Below are 26,946 nucleotides of genomic sequence, written 5' to 3'. Positions count from 1 at the left end.
GGCCCGGCGACGTCCAACAACCCCTGGGCGGAACGGTGCTGCCATTCTGTCGGCAGCCGGCGGCGCGCAACAGCCCACCACGCGCACCGCCGCCCCGCCCGCCGCTCAGTCGGCCGACAGCACCCAGCCCGCCGCCGCGATCCGCCCCGCGTCCCGGGGCCGGCCGGAGTCGAAGACCGTGGCGGAGCCGTCCCGCACCCGCAGGGAGTCCACATACGCGCCGCGCCCCACGTACAGCTGGTCCGTGGTGTACCGCCACCGCAGCTGGACGCCCTTGCCGCGCCAGGCCGACAGATCCGCCTCCAGCTTGTGCCACGCCCGCCCCGACCAGCCGGAGACCCAGCCCTCCGGGTGCGGGCGCGGGTCCGGGCGGTGGTGGCCGGGGCCCGGGCCCACGGTGGTGAACGGCACCGGCTGCCACTGCCCGCCCGCCGACACCTCCAGCACCAGCCGGTCGGCGCCGGGTTCGGTGTCCCACCACAGGGCGCACTCCAGCCGGGAGCGTGCGGAGGCCAGGCGCAGGACCGGCAGGGTGAGCGTGGCGGTCGACGCGCTCGCCATCCCGGAGAACCAGGCGGTCCGCCCCCGCTCCGGCCGGACCGGGACGGCCCGGGCCAGCTGGTTGGCGGTCGCCACCCGGGGCGCGCTGCCCGAGCGCCAGCTCCGTACCGGATGGACCGAGTTGCCCAGCACGATCAGGAACGTGTCGGTCGACGGGTCGAGCACCAGGCTGGTCCCGGTGAACCCGGTGTGGCCCGCCGAGCGCGGGGTGGCCATCGCGCCCATGTACCAGTGCTGGTAGAGCTCGAAGCCGAGGCCGTGCTCGTCGCCGGGGAACGCGGTGTTGAAGTCGGTGAAGAGGAGGTCGACGGAGTCCTCGGAGAGGATGCGGGAGCGGCCGTAGACCCCGCCGTTGAGCAGCGTGCGGGCGAGGACCGCCAGGTCCCAGGTGCAGGAGAACACCCCGGCGTGACCGGCCACCCCGTCGAAGCTGTAGGCGTTCTCGTCGTGCACCTCGCCCCAGACCAGGCCGCGTTCCAGGCCGGACCACGGCAGCCGGGCGTCCTCGGTGGCCGCGATCTTCGGCTTCCAGGAGGCGGGCGGGTTGTAGCGCGTGCGGTGCATCCCGAGTGGAGCGGTGATCTCGTCGCGGAGCAGGGCATCCAGAGTGCGGCCGGTGATCTCCTCCAGGATCAGTTGCAGCGAGATCAGATTGAGGTCGGAGTAGAGGTAGGCGCTGCCGGGGGCGGACGCCGGGACCTCGTTCCAGAGCATCCGGAGCTTCCCCTCCCGGGTCGGCTCCTGGTAGAGCGGGATCCAGGACCGGAAACCCGAGGTGTGGGTGAGCAGCTGACGGACCGTGACGGCCTGCTTGCCGCCGCCCGCGAAGTCCGGGAGGTACGAGGCCACGGTGGCCTCCAGCTCCAGCGCGCCGCGCTCGATCTGCTGCACCGCCAGGATCGAGGTGAACAGCTTGGAGATCGAGGCCAGGTCGAAGACGGTGTCCTCGGCCATCGCGATCTGCTGCTCCGCCGGGAACTCCACCCCGGTGTCCGTGCTCTCGTCGTACGCCGCGTAGCGCACCGCCTGGCCGATCGGCCGGTGCAGCGCCACCGTGCCGCCCCGCCCGGCGAGCAGCACCGCCCCCGCGTACCAGGGGTGCTTGGGGGAGTCGGCGAGGTACGCCTCCGCCTCCCGGACCAGCTGGTCCAGCGGCCCCTGGAGCAGCCCCGCGCGGGCGGCGGTGCCCCGCCGCAACGTGGGCCGCCGCTCGGGCCGCGCCCTTGATCCCATGCTCGCTCCCGCGTCCGCCGTCACCGGGCCGCTGCCCGGCGCGCCCCGTTCGGCCGCCCCGGCCAGGGGGATCGGCGCCAGGGCGAGTGCGCCGCCCAGCGCCAGTATCCCGCCGCCGAGGCGCCGGCGGCCGATGCCGCTCCCGGTGCCCTGCGGGAGCCCGCCTGCCGCCTTGTCCCCGTTCTCCGCCGCGTACCCGGTCATCCGCAACCCCTTCCCGTGCCCGGAGCCGCCCCGAGGGCTGAGCCCGCGAGCGCCCCGGCGCGAAAGTAACTTCCGAAATCTCGCCGAGCAGTGAAAGTTCCTGCCGCCGCAGAGATTACTGTCGCCCCCGCCGTCCCGTACGCCTCCGGGCCCGCAAAGAATCTGACACTGCATCAGAAAATCTCTTCCCTCGTCCGTCCGGCTGCGGCATCCTGCCGCCCATGGAGACGGAGCTGAGCAGAGAACTGGGCATCGAGCACGCCATCTTCGGCTTCACGCCGTTCCCCGCCGTCGCGGCCGCCATCAGCAGAGCCGGCGGCTTCGGCGTGCTCGGCGCGGTCCGTTACACCGACCCGCAAGAGCTGGCCCGGGACCTGGACCGGCTGGACAAGCTCGCCGACGGCAAGCCGTACGGCCTCGATGTCGTCATGCCGGCCAAGAAGGTGGAAGGCGTCACCGAGGCCGACGTCGAGGGGATGATCCCGGACACGCACCGGGGGTTCGTCCAGGAAGTCCTCACCCGCTACGGCGTGCCCGAACTCGCCGAGGGGGAGGCGTCCGGCTGGCGCATCACCGGCTGGATGGAGGAGGTCGCCCGCAACCAGTTGGACGTGGCCTTCGACTATCCGATCAAGCTCCTCGCCAACGCTCTCGGCTCCCCGCCCGCCGACGTCATCGAGCGCGCCCACGCCCACGGGGTCCCCGTCGCCGCCCTCGCCGGAAGCGCCGAACACGCCCGCCGACACGCGGCGGCAGGCATCGACGTCGTCGTCGCCCAGGGGTACGAGGCGGGCGGCCACACCGGCGAGATCGGCTCCATGGTGCTCGTCCCCGAAGTCGTGGAGGCCGTCGCCCCGCTGCCCGTGCTGGCCGCCGGAGGCATCGGCAGCGGCGAACAGGCCGCCGCCGGGCTCGCCCTCGGTGCCCAGGGCGTCTGGCTCGGCTCCCTCTGGCTCACCACCGAGGAGGCCGAACTCCACTCGGCCGCCCTCACCCGCAAACTCCTCGCCGCCGGATCCGGCGACACCGTCCGCTCCCGCGCCCTGACGGGCAAGCCCGCACGCCAGCTCCGTACCGCATGGACCGACGCCTGGGACGACCCGGCCGGACCCGGCACCCTGCCCATGCCGCTCCAGGGGCTGCTGGTCGCGGAAGCCGTCTCCCGGATCCAGAAGTACGAGGTCGGGGAGCTGCTCGGCACCCCCGTCGGGCAGATCGTCGGCCGGATGACCAGTGAACGCAGCGTCCAGGCGGTCGTCGAGGACCTGACGCGCGGCTTCGAACGGGCCGTCACCCGCATCAACCGCATCGCCGGAAGGAGCGCCACGTGAACCAGCCGCCCAACGGCTTCTGGGCCCAGGCCGCCGCCGACCCCCACCGGACCGTGCTCGTCGCGCCCGGCGGCGAGGAGTGGAGCGCGGGGAGGCTGCACGCCGACGTCAACCGCATGGTCCACGGGCTGCGCGCGGCCGGGATGAGCGAAGGGGACGCGTTCGCCGTCGTCCTGCCCAACGGCACCGAGCTGCTCACCGCCCACCTCGCCGCCTCCCAGGCCGGCTTCTACCTGGTGCCGGTCAACCACCACCTCGTCGGCCCCGAGATCGCCTGGATCGTCGCCGACTCGGGCGCCCGCGTCCTCATCACCCACGAACGCTTCGCCGCCGCCGCGACGGCAGCCGCCGACGAGGCAGGGCTCCCGGAGAGCCACCGCTACACCGTGGGCACCGTCCCCGGCTGCCGCCCGTACGCCGACCTGCTCGACGGCCACCCCGCCACCCCGCCCGAGGACCGCACCCTCGGCTGGGTCATGAACTACACCTCGGGCACCACCGGCCGCCCGCGCGGCATCCGGCGCCCCCTGCCCGGCAAGCTCCCGGAGGAGACGTACCTCGGCGGCTTCCTCGGCATCTTCGGCATCCGGCCGTTCGACGACAACGTCCACCTGGTCTGCTCGCCGCTCTACCACACGGCAGTGCTCCAATTCGCGAGCGCCGCCCTCCACATAGGACACCCGCTCGTCCTGATGGACGGCTGGTCGCCCGACGAGATGCTCCGCCTCATCGACACCCACCGCTGCACCCACACGCACATGGTCCCGACCCAGTTCCACCGGCTGCTCGCGCTGCCCGACGAGGTGAAGGCCCGTTACGACGTCTCCTCCATGCGCCATGCGATCCACGGGGCCGCGCCCTGCCCCGACCACGTGAAACGCGCCATGATCGACTGGTGGGGGAGCTGCGTCGAGGAGTACTACGCGGCCAGCGAGGGCGGCGGCGCCTTCGCCACCGCCGAGGAGTGGCTGAAGAAGCCCGGCACCGTGGGCAAGGCCTGGCCGATCAGCGAACTCGCCGTCTTCGACGACGACGGAAACCGGCTGCCGGCGGGTCAACTCGGCACGGTCTACATGAAGATGAGCACCGGTGGCTTCAGCTACCACAAGGACGAGACCAAGACCCGCACGAACCGCATCGGCGACTTCTTCACCGTTGGCGACCTCGGTGTCCTGGACGCGGACGGCTATCTCTTTCTCCGCGACCGCAAGATCGACATGATCATCGCGGGTGGCGTGAACATCTACCCCGCCGAGATCGAGTCCGCTCTCCTCACCCACCCCGCCGTCGCGGACGCCGCCGCCTTCGGCATCCCGCACGCCGACCGGGGCGAGGAGGTCAAGGCCGTCGTCGAACCGGCCGAGGGGTACGAGGCCGGGGACGCGCTCGCCGCCGAGATCCTCGCCCACTGCGAGGAGCGGCTCGCCGGCTACAAACGCCCCCGCAGTATCGACTTCATCGCCGCGATGCCCCGCGATCCCAACGGCAAGCTCTACAAACGGCGGCTGCGCGAACCGTACTGGGAGGGGCACTCACGCCCCCTGTAGAGCGCCGCCGCTCCACGTCAAACATCTTGATCGTCTTCCGGGCGGCGCCTAGGCTCCCATGCCCATGGACACGGGGGAGCCGGACCGCGGTCGCAGACCGTGGCGCGACCGGCCGGCCAGGCATCACGCGCTCGCGGCCCTGCTCGCCGGCACAGCGGCGGCGGCCGTCCTCGGCGCGGTGCTCGTCGCCCTGCCGGGCGTGGTGGTCGACCACGACCTCGCCGGGGCGAGCGTCGCCGCGCAGGACCGGCTGAAGGCGGTGAACGACGTCCGCACGACCCTGCTTCAGGCCGTGGGCGGCATGGTCGTGCTGTTCGGCGCGTACGCCACCTGGAGGCAACTGCGGGTCAGCCAGGACGGCTTGCGCGCCACCCAGGAGGGCTACGTCACCGACCGGTTCAGCAGGGCCGTCGATCAGCTCGGCAGCGACAAGCTGGAAACACGCATCGGCGGTCTCCACGCGCTGTGGCGCATCGCGGAGCACTCCGCCCGGGACCGCGAGGCCGTCATCTCCATCCAGGCCGCCTACCTGCGTACGCACCTGCCCTGGCCGCCCGCCGGACGGCAAGCCCCGGCGAGGGACGCGCCCATCAACGACGTCGTCCCGCTGGAGGTCCGTGCCGCCGACGCCCAGGTGGCGCTGACCGGGCTGGGCGTGCTGTTGCAGCAACCCCGCAAGCAGTCCTGGGTGAACCTCGGTGTCACGGACCTGCGCCGGGCCGACTGCGACGGGCTGTGGCTGCTGGAGGTCAACCTCGACGGGTCCTGCATGGAGGCGGCGGGCCTGTACCACGCCAACCTGACACAGGCGTCCCTCGTCTCGGTCAACCTGCGCCACGCCGACCTCAAGACGGCGATCCTGCGCCGGGCACGCTGCGTCCTGGCCGACCTGCGGGGCGCGCGGCTGGTCGAAACCGACCTGCGTGACGCGGACTTCACCGAGGCCGACCTCCGCGAGGCGAACCTGCGCAAGGCCGACGCGGGCGGCGCCGTCCTCCGCCGCGCCGACCTGCGCCTGGCCGATCTGCGGGGCTCCGACCTGAGCACGGCCGACCTTCGCCAGGCACGGCTGACCGGCGCGGTGGCCAGCGAGCACACGCACTGGCCGTCCGGCTTCGACCACGCGGCCGCCGGTGTCGTGATCGCCGAGGATCCCGGCCCCGAACCTCCGCCACTGCTCCAGCCCTCAGGGATGACGACGCGGCACCCGCCTCTGCGGTCCATGCCGTGACCGGGGCATCCGGCACCGGGTCCGCGAGCGACACCCCCTCGCGGACCCGGCTCCCACCGTCACCTACCGCCGCTCGTGCACCCGCACCACCCGCAGCTGCGGCGAACGGGCGATGTCCTTCTCGCAGAACCGGGACGTCACCCAGCGCTCACCCGAGAACAGCCGCGTCTGGTCGCTGTAGTGCGGCGACTTGGGGTTCGACGACTGGGAGTACGTGAGCAGCGTCCGGGCCACCGGGCACCGGCTGCTGTCCCAGCCGACCGCCTGGATGTAGCTGGAGCCGGCCGACACCTCGGTGTAGCCGCCCGCCGCCGGGTTCCACACCGGCTCGATCTTGTTCCAGATGCCGAGCGACTCGGTTCCTCCGCCGACCGGGATGCGCTTCCCGTTCCGTACGACGAACTGGTGCTCACCCAAAGGCGCGTCGAGCGCGATGCCCGCCGCCTTCAGCTCCGTCACCGTGTCGGCCAGCGCCCTGCCCACACCGGGCGCGGCGGTGTTCAGGCCGCGCGGGGTGCGTACCGGATCGGCCGCGTCGAACGGCACCTTCCAGAGCTCGGCCGCGGGCACTGCCGCCGCCTTGCGCCAGAACCGGTCGAAGAGCAGCGCGCCCCGGCTGTCGCTGTCCACGCTCCGGTCCCACCGGCGCACCACCGGGCAGGCCTCCGAGACGTCGACCGCCGAACCGTTGCTGCCCACGGCGGTCCCGCCGGGCAGGGCGGCGCACCACTTCGCCACGTCGACCGCGACCAGATCCCCGGTCGGCGCCCGGTTGGCGAGCTGCTGGCGCTCCAGGTCCGTGACGCGCAGCCGCCCGCGCTCCGCCATCGCCGCGACATCCTCGATCGCGCCCCGGGTCCGGATGGACCGCTGGGTGGCGATGGTGCCGAAGACCCGCTCGTAACCGGTCAGCGGCTGCTCGGCGTTGGTCAGCCAGGCGCTGTCGTTGGAGTTCTCGACGTACGGGGTGTTCTTCAGCGTCGGCATCCGGCCCGGCCCGAAGATCCCCGGCTGCACCGCGTCCCGGTCGCTGCCGAGCGCGCACGCCTGCTTCGACCCGTCCAGCACCGCGAGCCCGGCCGACGGGTAGGTGGCCCGGCCCAGCGGGGTCGAGCAGCGTGCCGCCAGCTCGTCCGTGATCCTCGGGAGAACCTGCGACTGGGAGAAGAAGGAGTTCCCCGACCGGTCGGCGGCGATCGTGTTCACCCAGGGCAGCCCTTGGGAACGGTGGAGCGCCCGCTCGATCCCGGCGGTGGAGCGCGCCTTGCTGAAGCCGAGCGAGGTGTCGGCGCTGCGCAGGTTCACCGCGTTCGGGTCGTTGAGCGCGTACGCGGTGCTCGCCGTCCAGGGCAGCGGCAGCGCCGCCCCCAGCGAGGTGACCACCGGGCCGTACCGGGTCCACCACTGGGTCCGGGCCACCGGGGCGGCGTCCTTCACCGGCACGGTGACCGTGCGCTGCGTCATCCGCTGCGGCTTCCCGTCCACCAGGTAGACCGTGGGGTCGGCCGGATCCAGGGTCAGCTGGTGCAGATTCAGCGTGACGCCGGTCGCCACCGTGTGGCTCCACGCCACGTCCGCGTTGTGCCCGATCGAGACCGTCGTCGAGCCGAGCAGGGATCCGCCCGCCACGTTCAGCTCGCCCGGGATCGTCTGCTGCGACTGCCAGAAGCGGCGGCCGCCGTCCCACGGATAGTGCGGGTTGCCGAGGAGCAGCCCGCGCCCGTTCGCCGTGGTGGACCCCCGGAAGGCGACCGCGTTGGAGCCCATGTCGGCGTGTCGAGTCGAGAGGAGCCGCTGGGCCGCCGCTGCCGCCTCCTTCGGGGTGACCCCGGCGGCGGGCGGTGCGGCCGTCGGGGGCTGGGCGGCGGTGATGCCGTCGATGCCGCGCCCCTGGCCGCCGAGCACGGCCAGGGCGAAGCCCCGTACCGCCACGTCCAGCGCGGTGACCGGCCGCACCCAGGAGGCGCCCCGGCAGGCGGGGTCGGTGATGCGGTCGCGGTTCTGCCTGAGCCAGGCGTTGTACCCGGCGGCGAATCCGCGCATCGACTCCTTGGCGTCCCGGCTCGGACCCGCAGGGGCCGGGACCTTCAGCAGCTTCTCCACCGTGCCGCTGTCCCGGACGCCCCGGAAGTACAGATCGCTGGAGAGGTTCTTCGCCGCCGAGGAGAGGGAGAAGTCCGGAGCCGCGTCCGGGCCGAAGAACTTCGACCGCTCGCCGCGTACCGTGACGAACCCGTCCGCCAGCGTGCACACCTGGTCGGCGGCCTGCGCCCAGCCGGTGCCGAAGCCCAGATTCGCGTAGTCCTTCGCCACGATGTGCGGAATGCCGAACTCCGTGTACCGGACGGTGGCGGAGAGGCCGCCGCCCGACGGATGCCGGGCCTCCGGCGCTCCGGAGGCGGCGGCCGGCGGCAGCGACGCCGACACGGTGAACAGGGCGAGACCGGAGACCGCGAACAGTCTGAGGCGGTTACGGAAGGTCAAGGGTGTTCCTCCCAACAAGGCGGGTGACGAAGGAGGTTGCCCGAAACCCGCCGGGCAGCCACGCGCCACTCAGCCAGGGCGCCGCGCCCCGTGTCAACCGTCTGGTCGGTATCCAGCCGCGACCCGACACCCCCGGCACGCCCCGACACCCCCCACCGGCCCCTTGACCCGCCGGGCCCGGCCGCACAGGATCACGCCATGACCGGTGTACGCAGCAGCACAGTCGACGGCGTCCTCACCCGCAGCGCCCGCCGCACCCCGGAACGGACCGCCGTGCGGTACGGCGACCGGGCCTGGACCTACGGTTCGCTCGACGCGGCGGTCTCCACCGCGGCGGCCGTGCTGACCGGTGAACACGCGCTGCACCCCGGCGACCGGGTGGCCTCGTACGCCCACAACTCCGACGTCTACCTGATCGCCTTCCTCGCCTGCGCCCGGGCCGGGCTCGTCCACGTCCCCGTCAACCAGAACCTGACCGGCGACGACCTGGCGTACCTCCTGGACCAGTCCGGTTCCGCCCTCGTCCTCACCGACCCGGACCTCGCGGACCGCATCCCCGCGGGCCGTCCCGTACGCGCCCTGCGCGACGCGCCGGGCTCGCTCCTCGACGCCCTGGACACCGAGCGGCCCTTCACCCCGGAGCGCGCCCCCGGCTCCGGCGACCTGGTGCAGCTCCTCTACACCTCCGGCACCACGGCCCTTCCCAAGGCGGCGATGATGACGCACGGGGCCCTGGTCCACGAGTACGTCAGCGCGATCACCGCCCTCGGCCTGGCGGCCGGCGACCGGCCCGTGCACTCGCTGCCGCTCTACCACTCCGCCCAGATGCATGTGTTCCTGCTGCCGTATCTGGCGGTCGGCGCGGAGAACATCATCCTGGACGGGCCGGACGCCGACCGGATCTTCGACCTGGTCGAAGCGGGCCTGGCCGACAGCCTGTTCGCCCCGCCCACGGTCTGGATCGGTCTCGCCAACCACCCGGATTTCCCTTCCCGCGACCTCTCCGCCCTCCGCAAGGCGTACTACGGGGCGTCGATCATGCCGGTACCCGTCCTGGAACGGCTGCGCGCCCGCCTGCCGCGCCTGGCCTTCTACAACTGCTTCGGCCAGAGCGAGATCGGCCCGCTCGCCACCGTCCTCGGCCCCGACGAGCACGAGGGCCGGATGGAGTCCTGCGGCCGGCCCGTCCTCTTCGTGGAGGCCCGCGTCGTCGACGAGGAGGGCCGCGAGGTCCCGGACGGCACCCCGGGCGAGGTGGTCTACCGCTCGCCCCAACTCTGCACCGGCTACTGGGACAAGCCCGAGGAGACGGCGGACGCCTTCCGCGACGGCTGGTTCCGCTCCGGCGACCTCGCGGTCCGCGACACCGAGGGCTACTTCACCGTCGTCGACCGGGTGAAGGACGTCATCAATTCCGGCGGTGTCCTGGTCGCCTCCCGCCAGGTGGAGGACGCCCTCTACACCCACCCCGCCGTCGCCGAGACCGCGGTCATCGGGCTGCCCGACGAGCGCTGGATCGAGGCCGTCACCGCCGTCGTGGTCCTGCGCGGCGAGGCGAGCGACACCGAACTGATCGGCCACGCCCGCGAGAAGCTGGCCCACTTCAAGGCGCCCAAGCGGGTCGTCTTCGTGGACGAACTCCCGCGCAACGCCAGCGGGAAGATCCTCAAGCGGCAGCTGCGGGACCGGCTGGCCTGACGGGCCGCTTGACCGGACGCGCTCACCCGGTCCTCGGAACAGACGTCGAGCCCGCCCTCCCCGCGTACGGGGGAGGGCGGGCTCAGTGTCGTACCGGTGCCTACTTGAGACCGTTGCTGATCGCGCTCACGAGTTCACCGTTGGCGGTGTCGCCGTTGAACTCCCAGAAGAAGGCGCCGCCCAGGCCCTGGCTCTTCGCCCAGGCCATCTTGGTGCCGACGGTCGCCGGGGTGTCGTAGCTCCACCAGTCGTTGCCGCAGTGGGCGTACGCCGTGCCCCCGACCGTGCCGGTGGCCGGGCAGGTGGTCTTCAGGACCTTGTAGTACTGGTTACCCGGCTCGACGCCGGCCGCCGGGCCGGTGGCGGTGCCGCCGGGGGCGGACTGGGTGACGCCGGTCCAGCCGCGGCCGTAGAAGCCGATGCCGAGGAGCAGCTTGGAGGCCGGGACGCCCTTGGCCTTCAGCTTGGCGATCGCGTCCGCCGAGTTGAAGCCCTGGGCGGGGATGCCGGGGTACGAGGTCAGCGGGGAGTGCGGGGCCGTCGGACCCTGCGCGGACCAGCTGCCGAAGTAGTCGTACGTCATCACGTCGTACCAGTCGATGTACTGCGCGGCGCCGCCGTAGTCGGCCGCGTCGAGCTTGCCGCCGTTGGAGCCGTCCGCGGTGATGGCCGCGGTGAGCAGGTTGTTCGGGCCGAACTTGGCCCGCATGGCCTGCATCATGTTCTTGATCGACGCCGGACCGCTGCTGTCACAGGTCAGACCGCAGGCGTTGGGGTACTCCCAGTCCAGGTCGATGCCGTCGAAGACATCGGCCCAGCGCGGGTCCTCGACCAGGTCGTAGCAGGACTGCGCGAACGCGGTCGGGTTCTGGACGGCCTGGCCGAAGCCGCCGGACCAGGTCCAGCCGCCGAAGGACCAGAGGATCTTGATGTGCGGGTACTGGGCCTTCAGCTTGCGGAGCTGGTTGAAGTGACCGCGCAGCGGCTGGTCCCAGACGTCGGCCTTGCCGTCGACGGAGTTGGCGGCGGTGTAGGACTTCTCGTAGTCCTCGTACGCATCGCCGATGGTGCACTTGCCGTTCTGCACGTTGCCGAAGGCGTAGTTGATGTGCGTGATCTTCTCGGCGGAGCCGGAGGTCACGAGGTTCTTCACCGTGTAGGAGCCCCAGTTGGTGAAGTAGCCCAGGTTGATCTTGCCGCCGCCGGGGTTCTCGCCGCCACCGCCGCCGGTGGTGCGGACCGTGGTGGCGGGGGAGGCCGGACCGGTCTGGTCGGCGGTGTCACGGGCGACCACGGTGTAGCTGTAGTCGGTGCCGGCGGTCAGACCGGTGTTGGTGTACGTGGTGCCGGTGACCGTGGCGACGGTGGCGCCGTCGCGCTTGACGTCGTAGTTCTTGATGCCCTTGTCGTCCGTGGCGGCCGCCCAGGAAAGCTTCACCGAGGTGTTGGTGATGTCGCTCGCGGTGGGCTTGCCCGGGGCGGAGGGGGCGTTGTCACCGGGGACGGTGGGGCCGCCGTCACAGGGGTTGCCGTTGAGCTTGCAGCCGGTGGGTGCGCCGGTGCCGGAGCCGTTGAAGCCGAAGGAGGCGGAGGCGCCGGGGGCCAGGGTGCCGTTCCAGCCGAGGTTCTTCGCGGTCCAGTGGTTCGCGGAGTTGGTGACGGTCGCGTCCCAGGCGGAGGTGACCTTGGTGTTCGCGGGGAAGTCCCACTCGACGGTCCAGGAGGTGAGCGTGGTGGTGCCGGTGTTCTTCACCGTCCACCTGCCCTCGAAGCCGGAGCCCCAGTCGGAGGCCTTCGTGTAGGTGGCGGTGGCGGAGGCCGCGGCCTCGGCGGGGCTGGCGAGTCCGACCATGGCGGCCAGCGGGAGGAGCAGGGCGGTGGCGCCGGCGAGGACCTTGGACCGCTTGTTCGGGGTGATGCTCCGCGTCGATCTGGTGCGGTGCCATCGTGGTTCAGTGCGCAAGGGGGCTCCTCGGGGGGACGTCCGGAGGGCAGGGGTGGGTCCCTGGCCTGACAAGAAAACCCTGCGCGGCCTTGAGCACGTGGTGTCTCTCCTGGGGGCTCCCGCAGTGTCACCGCGACACTAAGAAGGCCTAGACCAATCGTCAAGAGGTCTGGACCAAAAGATCGTTGAGGGGATCCCGCCCTTCTCGTCCGGCACGGGCCCCGGCCCGGCAGCGAACAGAGACTGGAGAGAGCGACATGACGGACCCGGTCGATCAGGCGCCCGGCAGCGGTCACCCCACGGACGAACCGTCCGGGACCGAACTGGCCGGCGGCGGCACGACCGTCGTCGTCCGAATCGGCGACACCGTCCGGCGTCCGGTCCGTTCCTGGAGCGCGAGCGTCCACATCCTCCTGGACAGGGTGCGGACCGCCGGATTCACCGGCGCACCTCGCTTCCTGGGCTTCGACGGGAGGGGCCGGGAGATCCTGGACCACCTGGACGGTCGTGTCGGCAACTACCCGCTCAGCGACGATGTGCGCAGTGAGCACGCCCTGTCGTCGGCGGGCCGTCTCCTGCGCGCCTATCACGACGCGACCACCGAGCTGGCGGCCGAGAACCTGCCGGGCTGGCAGTTCGCTGCCCTGGACCCGGTGGAGGTCATCTGCCACGGCGACTTCGCGCCCTACAACTGCGTGTTCACCGGTGGGACCGCCACCGGAATCATCGACTTCGACGGTGCACGGCCCGGGCCGCGGGCCTGGGACCTCGCCTACGCCCTCTACCGGTTCGCGCCGCTCACCCACCCGGCCAACACCGACGGCTTCGGAAAAGCGGAGGAACAGGCACGCCGCGCACGCCTGTTCCTCGACGCCTACGGCTGCACCCGGAACCAGCGCATCGCCGCCATGGACACCGTCGCCGTCCGCCTGCAGTCCTTGGTCGCATTCATGCGCCGGTCCGCCGCCGACGGCGACGCGAACTCCGCCCGTCACATCGCCGACGGCCACGCCGACCTCTACCTCCGCGACATCGACCACATCAAGGCCGACACCGCCACCTGGCGGAAGTACATCGCCAACCACTGACCCTTTGAGGGTGGGGGTGGTGGTTCGACCGGGTCCGTCCAACGACCTTTCACCGCCTGCGCGTCGGCCCCTGCGGGGAGACCCGATGTCAGGTCGGCCGTCAGGTGGTGCGGGCGGTCTCCAGGGTCGGGTAGATCCGCAGGTAGGTGTCGACACCCGCGAGGTCGAACAGCCGGGCCACCCGCCTGGAGGGGGCCGCGATGCGCAGATCGGTGCGCTGGTGGGTGCTGAGGATCATCCGCAGGAAGGAGGAGTCGGCGAACGTGATGCTGCTGGCGTCCAGCACCACTCCGCCGTGGACGGCGGCCATCGTCTCGATCTCCGCTCCGAGCGAGGTGGTGTTGTCCATGTCGAACTCTCCGCGCGGGGAGATCACGGGCAGCGGCGAGGGTCTGGAGCCCTCCGGGTCTGGAATCGTCACCGGGTGATGCTATCGCCAGGCGTCCGGCGTACCGAGGGCGTGGTGCCCGCCACCGGGCGCAGTGCTCCTCACAGCCGCCCCGCCTCCACGATCCGCCGCAGGAACCTCTGCGTACGCTCCTCCCTGGGCGCACCGAACACCTCTGCCGGTGTGCCGCGTTCCAGCACCACCCCGTCCAGGAAGCAGACCTGGTCGGCGACCTCGCGGGCGAAGGCCATCTCGTGGGTCGCGATCACCATCGTCATGCCCTCGTCCTTCACCTCGCGGACCAGGCCGAGCACCTCGCCCACCAGCTCCGGGTCCAGGGCGGCGGTGATCTCGTCCAGGAGCAGCAGCCGGGGCCGTACCGCCAGCGCCCGGACGATCGCCGTACGCTGCTGCTGGCCGCCGCTGAGCCGGTCCGGGTACTCGTCCGCCTTCGCGCCGAGCCCGAGCCGCTCCAGCAGCTCGCGGGCCTGTCCCTCGGCCTCGGCACGGGAGAGGCCGTGGACGCGCTGCGGGGCGAGGGTGATGTTCTGGAGGACGGTGAGGTGCGGGAAGAGGTTGTACGCCTGGAAGACCACCCCGATCCGTCGGCGCACCGCGTCCGCGTCGGTCCGGGGGTCGGTGATCTCCTCGCCCTCCAGCCAGATCGCCCCGTCGTCGATCTCCTCCAGGAGGTTGGCGCACCGCAGGAGCGTCGATTTCCCGGACCCCGAGGCGCCGATCAGCGCGGTCACGGTGTGCGGGGCGACCTCCAGGTCCACGTCCCGCAGCACCAGCGACGTACCGAACGACTTGCGGACCGCCTCCATCCGCAGCACGGGCGCTGTGCTCATACCAGTCCTCCCTGGGCCCGTCGCCGGTCCATCCGGGCCGTCACCCAGTCGGTGAGCCGGGTCATCGGGATGGTCAGCGCGACGAAGACCAGGCCCGCCACGACGTACGGTGTGTAGTTGAAGTCCTTGCTGGCGATGATCTGCGCCGCGTACACGGCGTCGACCGCCCCGGCGATCGAGACGAGCCCGGTGTCCTTCTGGAGGGAGACCAGGTCGTTGAGGAGCGGCGGCACCACCCGGCGTACCGCCTGGGGCAGGACGACGAAGCGCAGCGTCTTGCCGCTGCTGAGCCCCAGCGACCGGGCGGCGGCCCGCTGCGAGGGGTGCACGGACTCGATGCCCGCCCGGAAGACCTCCGCGACGTACGCCGAGTACGTCAGCACCAGGGCGGCGCCGCCCAGCAGGACCGGATCGTTGGTCACGCCCTCCAGGCGCAGCGCCGGCACCCCGAAGACCACCATCAACAGGCAGATGATCAGCGGCAGTCCGCGGAAGAAGTCCGTGTACGCGGTGGCCAGCGCCCGGATCGGGAAGAACACCGGCCCGCGCAGCGTACGCGCCACCGCCAGCAGCAGGCCGAACGTCAGCACGGCGCTGCCGCACACCGCCAGCAGCCGCAGGTTCAGCCACAGGCCCTCCAGGACCTGGGGCAGCGCGATGCGCGCGTAGTGCGGGCTGAAGAACGTCTCCTGTGTACGGTCCCAGCCGGGCGAGCCCGTGATCAGCAGGAACAGCACCACACCCACCACCAGCGTGCTGGTCGCGGCGATCGCCGTCGCCCGCCGGGTCCGGGCCCGCCGGTGGCGTTCGCGGGCGATCCGGCGCTCGGAGGGGACGTAGGTGTCCTCCCCGGGCAGCGTCTTGTGCAGCGTCACTTGAGCACCGGCGCGTCGACGGCGTCGGAGAGCCACTCCTTCTCCAGGGCGGCGAGCGTGCCGTCCTTCCGCAGGGCGTCCACGGCACCGCTCACGCAGGAGGTGAGCGTGGACTCCTTGTCGAGAACCAGACCGAACTGCTCCGGCTTGTCGGTGGAGTTGGGGAACTGGCCGACGACCTTCGCCTCCGGCACCTCGGCCCCGGTGATGTAGAAGGCGGTGGGAAGGTCCACCACGATGGCGTCCACCTGGCCGGTCTTCAGCGCCGACTTGGCGAAGTCGTTGCGCTGGTAGACGGCGGGCTTCGTGTCCGGCTTCACCAGGTCGTTGATGAACTCCAGGCTGGTGGTGCCCACTTGGGCGCCCAGCTTGACGTCCTTCAGATCGGCCACACTCCTCGCCCCGGCCGCCTTGGACGACTTGAGCGCGACGACCGCCTGGCGTACGTCGTAGTAACCGGAGGAGAACGCCACGGCCTTCTTCCGGGACTCGCTGATGGAGACCTGATTGATGTCGAAGTCGAACTTCTTGGCGCCGGGCGCGAACGCGCTGTTGAACGGCACGTGCTGCCAGAGGACCGCATCGCGGCCGTAACCGAGCTGCTTCGCCACTGCGTACGCCACCGCCGACTCGAACCCCTTGCCGTTGGACGGCTCGTCGTCGGAGAACCAGGGGGCGTACGCGGGCTTGTCCGTGCCGACGGTCAGCTTGCCCTCGACCTCGGTGGCGAGCCCGCCCGGCGCGCACGCTCCGGTCGTCGCGCCGGCCTGGCCCGAGGCGCCCGAGGCCTTCGGCTTCTCCTCCGCTTGCGGGGCGCAGCCGGTCAGGGCGGCGCAGAGGACGACGGCGGAGCAGACGGCGGTGACCGTGGTGACCAGGGAACGGTTGGCGAGATGCATAGCGGGAGACTGGCAGTGCCCAGGCCTCTCTGTCGAGATTTTCGAGCAGGTGTCCGCATAGTGGGAACGGGTGTTGCGGTGGTGTGAACGTGCCGGTCACGCGTGCTGTTCGCACCACCGGGACCACCCGGTCACCGGGGCTGTTCACCCCGTGCCGGACTCCCGCAGATCCACGATCCGCCGGATCTTGCCCACCGAGCGCTCCAGCGACTCCGGGTCCACGATCTCGACCCCCACCGACACCCCGACCCCCTCCTTCACCGCAGCCGCGATCGCGGCCGCCGCCTTCTCCCGGTCCGCCACCGTCGCGTCCGCCCGCGCCTCCGCCCGTACCGTCAGCGCGTCCAATCGGCCCTGCCGGGTCAGGAGGAGCTGGAAGTGCGGGGCGACGGCGGGCGTACGCAGCACGATCTCCTCGATCTGCGTCGGGAACAGGTTCACCCCGCGCAGGATCACCATGTCGTCGCTGCGCCCGGTCACCTTCTCCATCCGTCGGAAGTTCCGGGCCGTCCCCGGCAGCAGCCGCGTCAGGTCCCGGGTGCGGTAGCGGATCACCGGCATCGCCTCCTTGGTGAGCGAGGTGAAGACCAGCTCGCCCTCCTCCCCGTCCGGCAGCACCTCACCGGTGAACGGATCCACGACCTCCGGATAGAAGTGGTCCTCCCAGATGTGCAGCCCGTCCTTCGTCTCCACGCACTCCTGCGCCACCCCGGGGCCCATGACCTCGGAGAGCCCGTATATGTCGACGGCGTCGATGGCGAACCGGTCCTCGATCTCCCGGCGCATCGCCTCGGTCCACGGCTCCGCGCCGAAGATTCCCACCTTGAGGGAGGTCGTGCGCGGGTCGACGCCCTGCCGCTCGAACTCGTCCAGCAGCGTCAGCATGTAGGAGGGCGTGATCATGATGATCTCGGGCCGGAAGTCCTGGATCAGCTGCACCTGGCGCGCCGTCATCCCGCCCGACGCCGGGATCACCGTGCAGCCGAGCCGCTCGGCCCCGTAGTGCGCGCCGAGCCCGCCGGTGAACAGCCCGTACCCGTACGCCACATGGACCTTGTGGCCGGGCCGGCCGCCCGCCGCGCGGATCGACCGGGCGACCACGTCCGCCCAGGTGTCCAGGTCCCGTTCGGTGTAGCCGACGACGGTCGGGCGGCCGGTCGTGCCGCTGGAGGCGTGGATGCGCCGGACGTCCGCCTCCGGCACGGCGAACATCCCGAAGGGGTAGTTGTCGCGCAGGTCGGCCTTGGCGGTGAACGGGAAGCGGGCGAGGTCGGCGAGCGTACGGCAGTCCTCGGGCCGCAGCCCGGCCGCGTCGAACGCCGCCCGGTAGAACGGCACGTTCTCGTAGGCGTGGCGCAGGGTCGTGCGGAGCCGTTCGAGCTGGAGGGCTTCCAGATCGGCGCGGCTCAGCTGTTCCGCCGCGTCCAGCATGGCTGTCATCAGGGCCCTTCCTCTACCGAACCGGGCGACCGATCATTCGGTCGATCTTCCTGGGAGCAGTAATTCAGGAGGCCGGGGGCGCTGGCAAGAGGGGCGCACGGACCCGTTCCCGATCGGCGCGCAGCGCATTCCGGATCGGCTCGCAGCGCAGCCCCGATCGGCTTGGAGCGAAGCCCGGTGCGTTCGTCCACGTGTTCCTGTTTGGATGGACGGCATGCCGACCTTCTCCGCGTACGACACCACCCCGCTCGCCTACCACCTGGTGGGGGAGGGCGAGCCGCTGATCTGCCTGCCCGGCGGACCGATGCGGGCGAGCGCGTACCTCGGCGACCTCGGCGGGCTCTCCGCCGTACGGCAGCTGGTCCTGCTCGACCTGCGCGGAACGGGGGAGTCCGCCGCACCCGAGGACCCCTCGACCTACCGCTGCGACCGGCTCGTGGCCGACGTGGAGGCGCTGCGCGAGCACCTCGGCCTGGACCGGATCGACCTGCTGGCCCACTCGGCGGGCGCGAACCTGGCCCTGCTGTACGCCGCCCGGCACCCGGAGCGGCTGCGCAGCCTGACCCTCATCACCCCTTCCACCCGGGCCGCCGGCATCGAGGTGACCGACCAGGATGTGCGCGAGGCCGCCGAGCTGCGCAGCGGCGAATCCTGGTACGCCGAGGCCCGGGCCGCGCAGGAGGCGCTGCTCGCCGGCGGGCCCTTCGCCGCGCTGTGGCCCGCCGTCCGCCCGCTCACCTACGGCCGCTGGGACGACACGGCCCGGGCCCACGCGGCCGCCTCCGCCGGCCAGACCAACCCCGAGGCGCGCGGCCGCTACGACGAGGGCGCGTACGACCCCGCCGCCCTGCTCCCCGCCCTGCGCGAGCTGGCCGTGCCGGTGCTCGTCCTGGCCGGTGAGTACGACGGCCACCCGAGCCCGGACCGGGCGACGGAGCTGGCCGCGCTCTTCCCGTACGGCGAGTTCACCGTCCAGCGGGGCGCGGGGCACTTCCCGTGGCTCGACGACCCGGGCGGCTTCTCCCGTACGGTGGCGGCCTTCCTCGCTCCGGAGGTCCTCACCGTGCACGCGGGCGGCGTCCGGCTGGCGTACCGGGTATGGGGCGAACCCTCCGCACCGCCCGTCGTCCTCCTCCACGGCCGGGCCGGCTCCTCCCTCACCTGGACCCGCGTCGCCGGGGAGCTCGCCGCCGGACACCGCGTGTACGCCCCCGACTTCCGGGGCCACGGGCTGAGCGACTGGCCCGGCCGCTACTCCTTCGAGCTCTTCCGCGACGACCTGCACGCCTTCCTGGAGGCCCGCAACCTGGCCGGTGCCACCGTGATCGGCCACTCCATGGGCGGCGTGGCCGCCTACCTCCTGGCCCAGCGCGAGCCCGGGCTGATCGGGCGACTGGTCATCGAGGACGCCCCGCCGCTCCTCCCTCTCGACCCGCCCCGGCCGCAGGCCGAACGTCCGGAAGTCGAGCTGGACTTCGACTGGTCCGTCGTCCCGGACATCGACGCCCAGCTGAACGACCCCGACCCGACGAGCCGCGAACGGCTGGCGGAGATCACCGCTCCTACCCTGATCATCGGCGGTGGCGCGACGAGCCACATCGACCAGGAGCAGCTGGCCGGCATGGCGAGGATCATCCCCGGCGCCGTGTTCGCCACCATCGAGGCGGGCCACCTCGTCCACACCACCCGGCCGGAGGAGTTCCTCGCGGCGCTCAGGTCGTTCGGCCTGGTGTGACCGGTGAGCCTCACATCCCGGTGCCGGCGGCCGCCGCCACGGCCTTCGCCCACCGGTAGTCCGCCTTGCCGCTCGGCGAGCGCTGGATCCGGTCGGTGAGGACCAGGGCGCGCGGGATCTTGTACCCGGCGAGCCGGGTCCGGCAGTGGGCCTGCACCGCGTCGAGGTCCAACGCCGGTGCTCCCTCGCGCAGTTCGAGGACGGCTGCGACCCTGCTGCCCCAGCGCTCGTCGGGGACGCCCGCGACGAGCGCGTCGTACACGTCCGGGTGCGACTTGAGCGCCTGCTCCACCTCTTCCGGATAGACCTTCTCCCCACCGGTGTTGATGCACTGCGAGCCCCGGCCGAGCACGGTGACGATGCCCTCCGCGTCGACGGTCGCCATGTCACCCAGCAGCACCCACCGCTCATCGCCCTTGCGGAAGAAGGTGTCGGCGGTCTTGGCCGGGTCGTTGTAGTAGCCGAGCGGCACATGGCCGCGCTGGGCGATGCGGCCCACCTCGCCGGGGGCCACCGGCTCGTACGTCGCCGGATCGACCACGGCCGTACGGGCGTTGACCTGGACCCGGAAGCCGCGCTCGGGACCCGAATCGGCGGTGGCCGTGCCGTTGAAGCCGGACTCGGAGGAGCCGAAGTTGTTGAGCAGCATCACGGTCGGTACGAGCGCCTGGAACTCCGCCCGCACCGAATCCGACATGATCGCCCCGGAGCTGGAGACGGAGAACAGCGACGAACAGTCCGTCCCGCGCAGCGGCCCGTTGAGGGCGTCGATCAGCGGGCGCAGCATCGCGTCACCCACCAGCGACACGCTGGTGACCTTCTCCTTCTCGATCGTCCGCAGCACCTCCTCAGGGGCGAACTTGCGGTGCACGACGACCCGTTGACCGAAGTTGAACCCGATGAACGCGGTCAGCGTGGAGGTGCCGTGCATCAGTGGGGGAGTGGGGAAGAAGGTGATGCCGTCTCCGCCTGCCGCCACCCGCTCCGCAAGCTCCTGCGGGCTCTTCACCGGCTCACCGGTCGGGGCGCCGCCGCCGAGACCGGAGAAGAACAGGTCCTCCTGACGCCACATCACCCCCTTCGGCATGCCGGTGGTGCCGCCGGTGTAGATGATGAACTGGTCGTCGGCGGAACGTGGTTCGAAGCCGCGCGAGGAAGAGCCGGACGCCTCGGCCTCGGTGAAGGGGACGGCCTCCAGGCCCGGGGGTGCGGGTGCGGACCCCACCCGGACCAGGTGGCGCAGCGCCGGAGCCTGTGCGGAGGCCGCCGCGACCCGCTCGTCGAACTCGCCGTCGAAGACCAGCGCCGCCAGATCCGCGTCCCGGTAGAGGTAGACCAGCTCCTCTTCGACATAGCGGTAGTTGACGTTCACCGGGACCAGGCGCGCCTTCAGCGCTCCCAGGACCGTCTGGAGGTACTCGATGCCGTTGTAGAGATGCAGCCCCAGGTGTTCGCCCGGGCGGAGCCCCGCACCGATGAGGTGGTGGGCCATCCGGTTGGCGGCGGCGTCCAGCTCGGCGTAGGTGAGGCGCCGCTCGGCACCCGTACCGGGATGGTCCACGTACAGGAGCGCCTCACGGTCGGGGACCACGTCCACGACCGACTCGAACAGGTCGGCAAGGTTGTACTCCACCGTTCCTCCTGACCCCGGGTGACTGGCGACTCGGCCGTCATTAGAGCGCCGGGCGGCACAAGTGGGAAGGGGTGGCGTCGAAAGAATCTGACGAGCTGTCAGAAAACTATTGAACTGCGCCCCCGCCTACTGCAACCTGTTCCAGGTCTGCAGACGGGAGTTCGTCATGGGCGGTACGGAAGACCTCGGTACGGAACACCTCACCGTGGAGCGCCAGGGCGCCACGCTGGTGCTCACCTTGAACAGACCACAGGCCAGGAACGCGCTGTCGCTGCCGATGCTCGTCGGCCTGTACGACGGATGGCTCGCGGCCGACGCCGACGACGAGGTGCGCTCGGTCGTCCTGACCGGGGCGGGCGGCGCGTTCTGCTCCGGCATGGACCTCAAGGCGCTCGCGGGCGGCGGGATGGAGGGCGAGGAGTACCGGGAGCGGATGACCGCCGACCCGGACCTCCACTGGAAGGCGATGCTGCGCCACCACCGCCCGCGCAAACCGGTCATCGCCGCCGTGGAAGGGCCCTGTGTCGCCGGCGGCACCGAGATCCTCCAGGGGACGGACATCCGCATCGCCGGGGCGGGCGCCACCTTCGGGCTCTTCGAGGTCCGGCGTGGCCTGTTCCCGATCGGCGGCTCCACCGTCCGGCTGCCCCGCCAGATCCCCCGTACCCACGCCCTCGAAATGCTCCTCACCGGCCGCCCCTACACCGCCGACGAGGCTGCCGCCATCGGGCTCATCGGCCGCGTCGTGCCGGACGGAACCGCCCTGGAGGAGGCCCTCGCCGTCGCCGAGCGGATCAACGCCTGCGGGCCGCTCGCCGTCGAGGCGGTCAAGGCCTCGGTCTACGAGGGCGCCGAGCTGACCGAGAGCGAGGCACTGGCCGCCGAACTCAAGCGCGGCTGGCCTGTGTTCGCCACCGAGGACGCCAAGGAGGGCGCCCGTGCCTTCGCCGAGAAGCGCCCGCCCGCCTACCGGCGCGCCTGAGCCTGGGCCCCCGGAGCCCCGAGTCCTGAGCCTTTGGAGAGTGCCATGACCGACGTCCTCAGCGCCCCGCTGGTGGTCGAATTCCCCTTCACCCGATCTCTCGGCCCCGTCCAGAGCGCCTTCCTCACCGGCCTGCGCGAACGCACCGTCCTGGGCGTCCGCGCCGACGACGGCACGGTCCTCGTGCCGCCCGTCGAGTACGACCCCGTCACCGCGAACGAGCTCCGCGAACTCGTGGAGGTCGCCACCACCGGCACCGTCACCACCTGGGCCTGGAACCCGTTCCCGCGCCGCGACCAGCCGCTGGGAACCCCGTTCGCCTGGGTTCTCGTCCGCCTCGACGGCGCCGCCACCGCGCTCCTGCACGCCCTGGACGCCCCCGGACCCGACGCCGTACACACCGGCATGCGGGTCCGGATCCGCTGGGCGGCCACCCGCACCGGCGCCATCACCGACATCGCCTGCTTCGAGCCGTACGAGGGTGAGGCAGGGCCCGACGAACCCACGCACCACGACGGGGAGTTCACCGACCCCGTCACCGGCATCGTCGCCCCGGCCCGCCTCGACTACGTCCACACCGCGGGCCGCGCCCAGAGCGCCTACCTCAAGGCGCTCGCAGGCCACCGCACCGTCGGCGAACGCTGCCCCGCCTGTCGCAAGGTCTACGTACCGCCGCGCGGAGCCTGCCCCACCTGCGGCATCGCCACCGCCGAACAGGTGGAGGTCGGCCCGCGCGGGACCGTCACCACCTTCTGCATCGTCAACATCAAAGCGAAGAACCTGGACATCGAAGTCCCGTACGTCTACGCCCACATCGCCCTCGACGGCGCCGACCTCGCCCTCCACGGCCGCATCGCCGGCATCCCGTACGACCAGGTCCGCATGGGCCTGCGCGTCGAGCCCGTCTGGGCCGAGGGCGCCGCGCACCCCGACCACTACCGGCCCACCGGGGAGCCCGACGCCGACTACGACACGTACAAGGAGCTGGTGTAGATGCGAGACGTGGCGATCGTCGCCTTCGCCCAGACCGCGCACCGGCGGCGTACCGACGAACTCTCCGAGGTCGACCTGCTGATGCCCGTCCTCCACGAGGTCCTCGGGGCGACGGGGCTGAAGGCGAACGAGATCGGGTTCACCTGCTCCGGCTCCGCCGACTACCTCGCCGGACGCGCCTTCTCCTTCACCATGGCCCTCGACGGCGTCGGCGCCCACCCGCCCATCTCCGAGTCGCATGTCGAGATGGACGGCGCCTGGGCGCTGTACGAGGCCTGGGTGAAGATCATGACCGGCGAGGCGGACACCGCGCTCGTCTACTCCTACGGCAAGTCCTCGCCCGGCGAGGTCCGCGACGTCCTCACCCGCCAGCTGGATCCGTACTATCTGGCACCCCTCTGGCCGGACTCCGTCTCCCTCGCCGCCCTCCAGGCCCAGGCCCTCATCGACGCGGGCGACACCGACGAGGCGGCCCTCGCCTCCATCGCCGCCCGCAGCCGCACCGACGCCACCACCAACCCGTACGCCCAGCTCACCGGCGACGTCCCCGCGGGCGACCACCTCGTGCACCCGCTGCGCACCGGCGACTGCCCGCCCATCGGCGACGGCGCCGCAGCCGTGGTCCTCGCCGCCGGAGACACCGCCCGCGCCCTGTGCGCACGGCCCGCCTGGATCCGGGGCATCGACCACCGCATCGAGGCCCACAGCCTCGGCGTCCGCGACCTCACCGACTCACCCTCCACCCGGCTCGCCGCCCAGCACGCCGGAGCCTTCGAACGGCCCGTGGACACCGCCGAGTTGCACGCCCCGTTCACCTCGCAGGAGGTCGTCCTGCGCAAGGCCCTCGGGCTCGGCGGCGACACCCGGATCAACCCGTCCGGAGGCGCGCTCGCCGCCAACCCGATCATGGCGGCGGGCCTCATCCGGCTCGGCGAGGCCGCAGCCCGCATCCACCGCGGCGAGTCCGACCGGGCCCTCGCCCACGCCACCTCCGGGCCCTGCCTCCAGCAGAACCTGGTCGCCGTCCTGGAAGGGGAGAGCGCTCATGCCTAAGGAGCCCGTCGCCGTCGTCGGCATCGGCCAGACCAAACACGTCGCCGCCCGGCACGACGTCTCCATCGCCGGACTGGTCCGCGAGGCGGCGGTCCGCGCCCTGGAGGATGCCGGACTGACCTGGAGCGACATCGACGCCGTCGTCATCGGCAAAGCCCCCGACTTCTTCGAGGGCGTCATGATGCCGGAGCTGTATCTCGCCGACGCGCTCGGAGCCGTCGGCAAGCCGATGCTCCGCGTCCACACGGCGGGCTCGGTCGGCGGATCGACCGCGCTCGTCGCCGCGGGCCTCGTCGCCGCCCGTGTCCACCGGACCGTCCTGACCCTCGCCTTCGAGAAACAGTCCGAGTCCAACGCCATGTGGGGCCTCTCCCTGCCCGTTCCCTTCCAGCAACCCCTGCTGGCCGGGGCCGGCGGCTTCTTCGCCCCGCACGTGCGCGCGTACATGCGCCGTACGGGAGCCCCCGACACCGTCGGCTCCCTCGTCGCGTACAAGGACCGCCGCAACGCGCTCAAGAACCCCTACGCGCACATCCACGACGCTGACATCACCCTGGAGAAGGTCCAGGCGTCGCCCATGCTCTGGGACCCGATCCGCTACTCCGAGACCTGCCCCTCGTCCGACGGGGCCTGCGCGATGATCCTCACCGACCGCGAGGGCGCGAGCAGGGCCCCCCACCCGCCCGCCTGGGTGCACGGCGGCGCCATGCGCAGCGAACCGACGCTCTTCGCCGGCAAGGACTTCGTCTCCCCGCAGGCCGGCAAGGACTGTGCCGCCGACGTCTACCGGCAGGCTCGGATCACTGACCCGCGCCGGGAGATCGACGCCGTCGAGATGTACGTCCCGTTCTCCTGGTACGAGCCGATGTGGCTGGAGAACCTCGGCTTCGCCGGTGAGGGCGAGGGCTGGAAGCTCACCGAGGCGGGCGTCACCGAACTCGACGGCGACCTCCCGGTCAACCCCTCGGGCGGAGTGCTCTCGACCAACCCCATCGGCGCGTCCGGCATGATCCGCTTCGCCGAGGCCGCCCTCCAGGTACGAGGGCGGGCCGGGGAGCACCAGATCGACGGGGCCACCAGGGCGGTCGGCCACGCCTACGGAGGCGGGGCGCAGTTCTTCGCCATGTGGCTCGTCGGATCCCAGCCCCCGCCGGGCTGACACACCTGAGAGGGTGTGTCCTCAGGGCAGCGGGCAGCTGACCTGAAGCACCCGCTCGGCCAGCCGGCCCGTGAGGCGGCCGTCGGTGACGGCGGCCTCCTCCAGCCAGTCCGCCACCGTCAACTGCTCCACCAGCGACTCCAGCTCGTCGGGCTCGACGGCGCACCAGGAGGTGAGGACCTCCACGTCGACGCCCTCGCCCTCGGGCCCCAGCCGGCCGTCGGTCGTGGTCCGGACGGCCAGGGCCAGGGCGAGGAGCCGGGTGGCGGCGCCGGTCTTCTTCTTGCGGAGCTTCTTGTCCCCGACGACCCGCTGCGCCCATCCACTCAGCTTGGGACGCGTCTTGCGGCCGAAGTCGAACGGGCCCTGTCCGTCGTCGTCGGGCATCAGGGACGGGATGGTGATCGGCGTGGGGCTCTCCGGGCGGGAGGCGAGCAGATCCTCGGCCGTGCCGGGGATGGACAGCCAGCCGGAGTCCACGAGCCGCCCGATCAGCTCCTCGGGCTCGGTCAGGGGCAAGCCCCTGACGTCCTGCCCCACCAGGTTGCCGGTGCCGGTGAGCGCCGAGCGCAGGGTCAGCATCACCGCCATCAGACGGGCCTCCGGACCGGGCAGCGGGGTGTGCTCGGCGACGTGGGCGAGGACCGTCCGCGCGTGCTCCCACTGCGTGAGACCGGGCAGCAGGCGGTTGGTGACCTCTCCCTCGCCGACCGGGCTCTGGCCGGTGCGCTGCTGGTGCTGGAGGAGGGCGGCGGCGGCCGCCTGCTCGGCGCGTTCCGCGTCCAGCCGCAGCTCGGTCTCCCCGGTGACCTCCGCCCAGGTGCGGAAGGCCTTCGCCTTGCGGGAGTGGAGTTCGGCGAGCTGCTCCAGGTCCGGTTCAGGGCGCTCCTGATAGGCGCGGAAGAGGTTGCCCAGCTCGATCAGCTCGTCGCGCAGGGCGATCGGGTGCAGGTCGTGCGGCACGAACCGCTGGGCGATCTTCCCGGTGCGGCGGTTGCGCCGGGGCTTCGTGCGAGGGGCGTGCGCAGCCCGGGGGACGGGCACGGGCACAGGGGCGGGGGACGAGGCGGCGTGGGAGAAGTGCGGACCGACCGGGGCGGGCGGCGGGCCCGCGGCTCCACGCGCTCCTGCCGCGGGGGCCGGTCCGGCGGCCCGGGCGGGGGCGGCCGGGGCGGTGGCGACGATCTTCGCCGAGGGGTGGGCGGCCGCACAGCGTGCGCAGCACTCCAGCGCCTGCCACCAGCGGCCCTGCCGGTCGTTGATGACCGCGAGGACGACCGGACCTCCGCAGCGCAGGGCCGGGGCGCGGTCGCGTGGGCCGTCGGCCCGGACGTGCGTGTGGCACTCCTCGGCCCGGCAGGCGCAGGACGCCTCGGGCCGGGGCCCCGGGGCAGCCCGCAGATGCGTCGCGAGGTGCGCGACGGCGGCCGTGCGGCCGACGGCGGCGGAGGGCAGAACCTGGGGGGCGCAGGCCGGACGGCCGCACGAGACGCGTACCGCCGCACCTCCCCGGTCGGCCGGGTCCAGGCGCACCATCCACGCGCGCCCCACCACCCGCTCTTCCAGCCCGCTCACTGTGCCCTCCACCGTCATCCTGTCCTCTCTCCCGGCGTATC

20 protein-coding genes are annotated in these 26,946 nt (G+C 72.0%); 10 read left to right on the top strand and 10 right to left on the bottom strand.

Features of this window, described 5'->3' with window-relative positions; translation table 11 throughout:
• Positions 1–105 precede the first annotated feature (105 nt).
• Positions 106–1,998, bottom strand: coding sequence for a serine hydrolase domain-containing protein (locus IF17_RS0115165; RefSeq protein ID WP_030566120.1), 1,893 nt, complete (start codon positions 1,996–1,998; stop codon positions 106–108).
• Between the two features lie 221 nt (positions 1,999–2,219).
• On the opposite strand from IF17_RS0115165, the gene IF17_RS0115160 reads away from it, so the two are divergent.
• The 3 genes from IF17_RS0115160 (at position 2,220) to IF17_RS0115150 (ending at position 6,107) form a co-directional block, all read left to right on the top strand.
• Positions 2,220–3,329 carry an NAD(P)H-dependent flavin oxidoreductase gene (locus IF17_RS0115160; protein WP_030566118.1) on the top strand — a complete coding sequence of 370 codons (1,110 nt, stop codon included), beginning with the start codon at positions 2,220–2,222 and terminating at the stop codon, positions 3,327–3,329.
• Positions 3,326–4,876 carry an acyl-CoA synthetase gene (locus IF17_RS0115155; protein ID WP_030566116.1) on the top strand — a complete coding sequence of 517 codons (1,551 nt, stop codon included), beginning with the start codon at positions 3,326–3,328 and terminating at the stop codon, positions 4,874–4,876. The genes IF17_RS0115160 and IF17_RS0115155 overlap by 4 nt, the downstream gene beginning before the upstream one ends.
• A 64-nt stretch (positions 4,877–4,940) precedes the next feature.
• Positions 4,941–6,107, top strand: a complete 1,167-nt coding sequence (locus tag IF17_RS0115150) for a pentapeptide repeat-containing protein (RefSeq protein ID WP_030566114.1) — start codon at positions 4,941–4,943, stop codon at positions 6,105–6,107.
• Between the two features lie 63 nt (positions 6,108–6,170).
• Here the strand turns inward: IF17_RS0115150 and IF17_RS0115145 are convergent, their stop codons facing one another.
• Positions 6,171–8,591, bottom strand: a complete 2,421-nt coding sequence (locus IF17_RS0115145) for a penicillin acylase family protein (RefSeq protein ID WP_030566112.1) — start codon at positions 8,589–8,591, stop codon at positions 6,171–6,173.
• 198 nt (positions 8,592–8,789) lie between these two features.
• Here IF17_RS0115145 and IF17_RS0115140 point away from each other — a divergent pair, with 198 nt between their 5' ends.
• On the top strand, positions 8,790–10,289 hold the full coding sequence (locus tag IF17_RS0115140; RefSeq protein ID WP_030566110.1) for an acyl-CoA synthetase: 1,500 nt from the start codon (positions 8,790–8,792) through the stop codon (positions 10,287–10,289).
• Positions 10,290–10,389: 100 nt separating this feature from the next.
• On the opposite strand, the gene IF17_RS0115135 is transcribed toward IF17_RS0115140, so the two are convergent.
• Complete coding sequence (locus IF17_RS0115135; RefSeq protein ID WP_030566107.1) at positions 10,390–12,252, bottom strand: glycoside hydrolase family 18 chitinase; 1,863 nt, start codon at positions 12,250–12,252, stop codon at positions 10,390–10,392.
• A gap of 239 nt (positions 12,253–12,491) precedes the next feature.
• Between IF17_RS0115135 and IF17_RS0115130 the strand changes: the two genes are divergently transcribed.
• A complete protein-coding gene (locus IF17_RS0115130; RefSeq protein WP_078615906.1) occupies positions 12,492–13,322 on the top strand; it encodes a phosphotransferase in 831 nt (276 codons plus the stop codon).
• 100 nt (positions 13,323–13,422) lie between these two features.
• Here IF17_RS0115130 and IF17_RS0115125 read toward each other — a convergent pair whose 3' ends face one another.
• From IF17_RS0115125 to paaK, 5 genes are all read right to left on the bottom strand, one after another.
• Positions 13,423–13,743 (bottom strand): STAS domain-containing protein, encoded by a 321-nt coding sequence (locus IF17_RS0115125; protein WP_234338086.1) that lies wholly within the window; start codon positions 13,741–13,743, stop codon positions 13,423–13,425.
• Between the two features lie 68 nt (positions 13,744–13,811).
• Positions 13,812–14,561, bottom strand: a complete 750-nt coding sequence (locus IF17_RS0115120; RefSeq protein ID WP_030566101.1) for an amino acid ABC transporter ATP-binding protein — start codon at positions 14,559–14,561, stop codon at positions 13,812–13,814.
• A complete protein-coding gene (locus tag IF17_RS0115115; RefSeq protein WP_030566099.1) occupies positions 14,558–15,436 on the bottom strand; it encodes an amino acid ABC transporter permease in 879 nt (292 codons plus the stop codon). The genes IF17_RS0115120 and IF17_RS0115115 overlap by 4 nt, the downstream gene beginning before the upstream one ends.
• Positions 15,433–16,335, bottom strand: coding sequence for an ABC transporter substrate-binding protein (locus IF17_RS0115110; protein ID WP_030566097.1), 903 nt, complete (start codon positions 16,333–16,335; stop codon positions 15,433–15,435). Before IF17_RS0115110 ends, IF17_RS0115115 begins: the two co-directional genes overlap by 4 nt.
• 144 nt (positions 16,336–16,479) lie before the next feature.
• Positions 16,480–17,775 (bottom strand): phenylacetate--CoA ligase PaaK, encoded by a 1,296-nt coding sequence (paaK, locus tag IF17_RS0115105; protein WP_030566095.1) that lies wholly within the window; start codon positions 17,773–17,775, stop codon positions 16,480–16,482.
• Between the two features lie 214 nt (positions 17,776–17,989).
• Between paaK and IF17_RS0115100 the strand changes: the two genes are divergently transcribed.
• Positions 17,990–19,510 carry an alpha/beta fold hydrolase gene (locus IF17_RS0115100; RefSeq protein ID WP_030566093.1) on the top strand — a complete coding sequence of 507 codons (1,521 nt, stop codon included), beginning with the start codon at positions 17,990–17,992 and terminating at the stop codon, positions 19,508–19,510.
• Positions 19,511–19,520: 10 nt separating this feature from the next.
• Here the strand turns inward: IF17_RS0115100 and IF17_RS0115095 are convergent, their stop codons facing one another.
• Positions 19,521–21,143 carry an acyl-CoA synthetase gene (locus IF17_RS0115095; RefSeq protein ID WP_030566091.1) on the bottom strand — a complete coding sequence of 541 codons (1,623 nt, stop codon included), beginning with the start codon at positions 21,141–21,143 and terminating at the stop codon, positions 19,521–19,523.
• 166 nt (positions 21,144–21,309) lie between these two features.
• On the opposite strand from IF17_RS0115095, the gene IF17_RS0115090 reads away from it, so the two are divergent.
• Genes IF17_RS0115090 through IF17_RS0115075 form a run of 4 tightly spaced genes read left to right on the top strand, consistent with a single transcriptional unit; the run spans position 21,310 to position 25,330 of the window.
• Positions 21,310–22,125, top strand: a complete 816-nt coding sequence (locus IF17_RS0115090) for a crotonase/enoyl-CoA hydratase family protein (protein WP_030566089.1) — start codon at positions 21,310–21,312, stop codon at positions 22,123–22,125.
• A gap of 45 nt (positions 22,126–22,170) precedes the next feature.
• Positions 22,171–23,118, top strand: a complete 948-nt coding sequence (locus IF17_RS0115085; protein ID WP_030566087.1) for a Zn-ribbon domain-containing OB-fold protein — start codon at positions 22,171–22,173, stop codon at positions 23,116–23,118.
• Positions 23,119–24,171: a thiolase domain-containing protein gene (locus tag IF17_RS0115080; RefSeq protein ID WP_030566085.1), complete on the top strand. Its 1,053-nt coding sequence runs from the start codon at positions 23,119–23,121 to the stop codon at positions 24,169–24,171.
• A complete protein-coding gene (locus tag IF17_RS0115075; protein ID WP_030566083.1) occupies positions 24,164–25,330 on the top strand; it encodes a thiolase domain-containing protein in 1,167 nt (388 codons plus the stop codon). Before IF17_RS0115080 ends, IF17_RS0115075 begins: the two co-directional genes overlap by 8 nt.
• 21 nt (positions 25,331–25,351) lie before the next feature.
• On the opposite strand, the gene IF17_RS0115070 is transcribed toward IF17_RS0115075, so the two are convergent.
• Positions 25,352–26,923 (bottom strand): hypothetical protein, encoded by a 1,572-nt coding sequence (locus tag IF17_RS0115070; RefSeq protein ID WP_030566081.1) that lies wholly within the window; start codon positions 26,921–26,923, stop codon positions 25,352–25,354.
• Positions 26,924–26,946: the final 23 nt, after the last annotated feature.

It is taken from the genome of Streptomyces cyaneofuscatus, assembly GCF_000718135.1.
Classification (GTDB): Bacteria; Actinomycetota; Actinomycetes; order Streptomycetales; family Streptomycetaceae; genus Streptomyces; species Streptomyces cyaneofuscatus.
The sequence above is the reverse complement of the archived record's forward strand: the minus strand, read 5'-3'. Positions and strand labels throughout refer to the sequence as shown.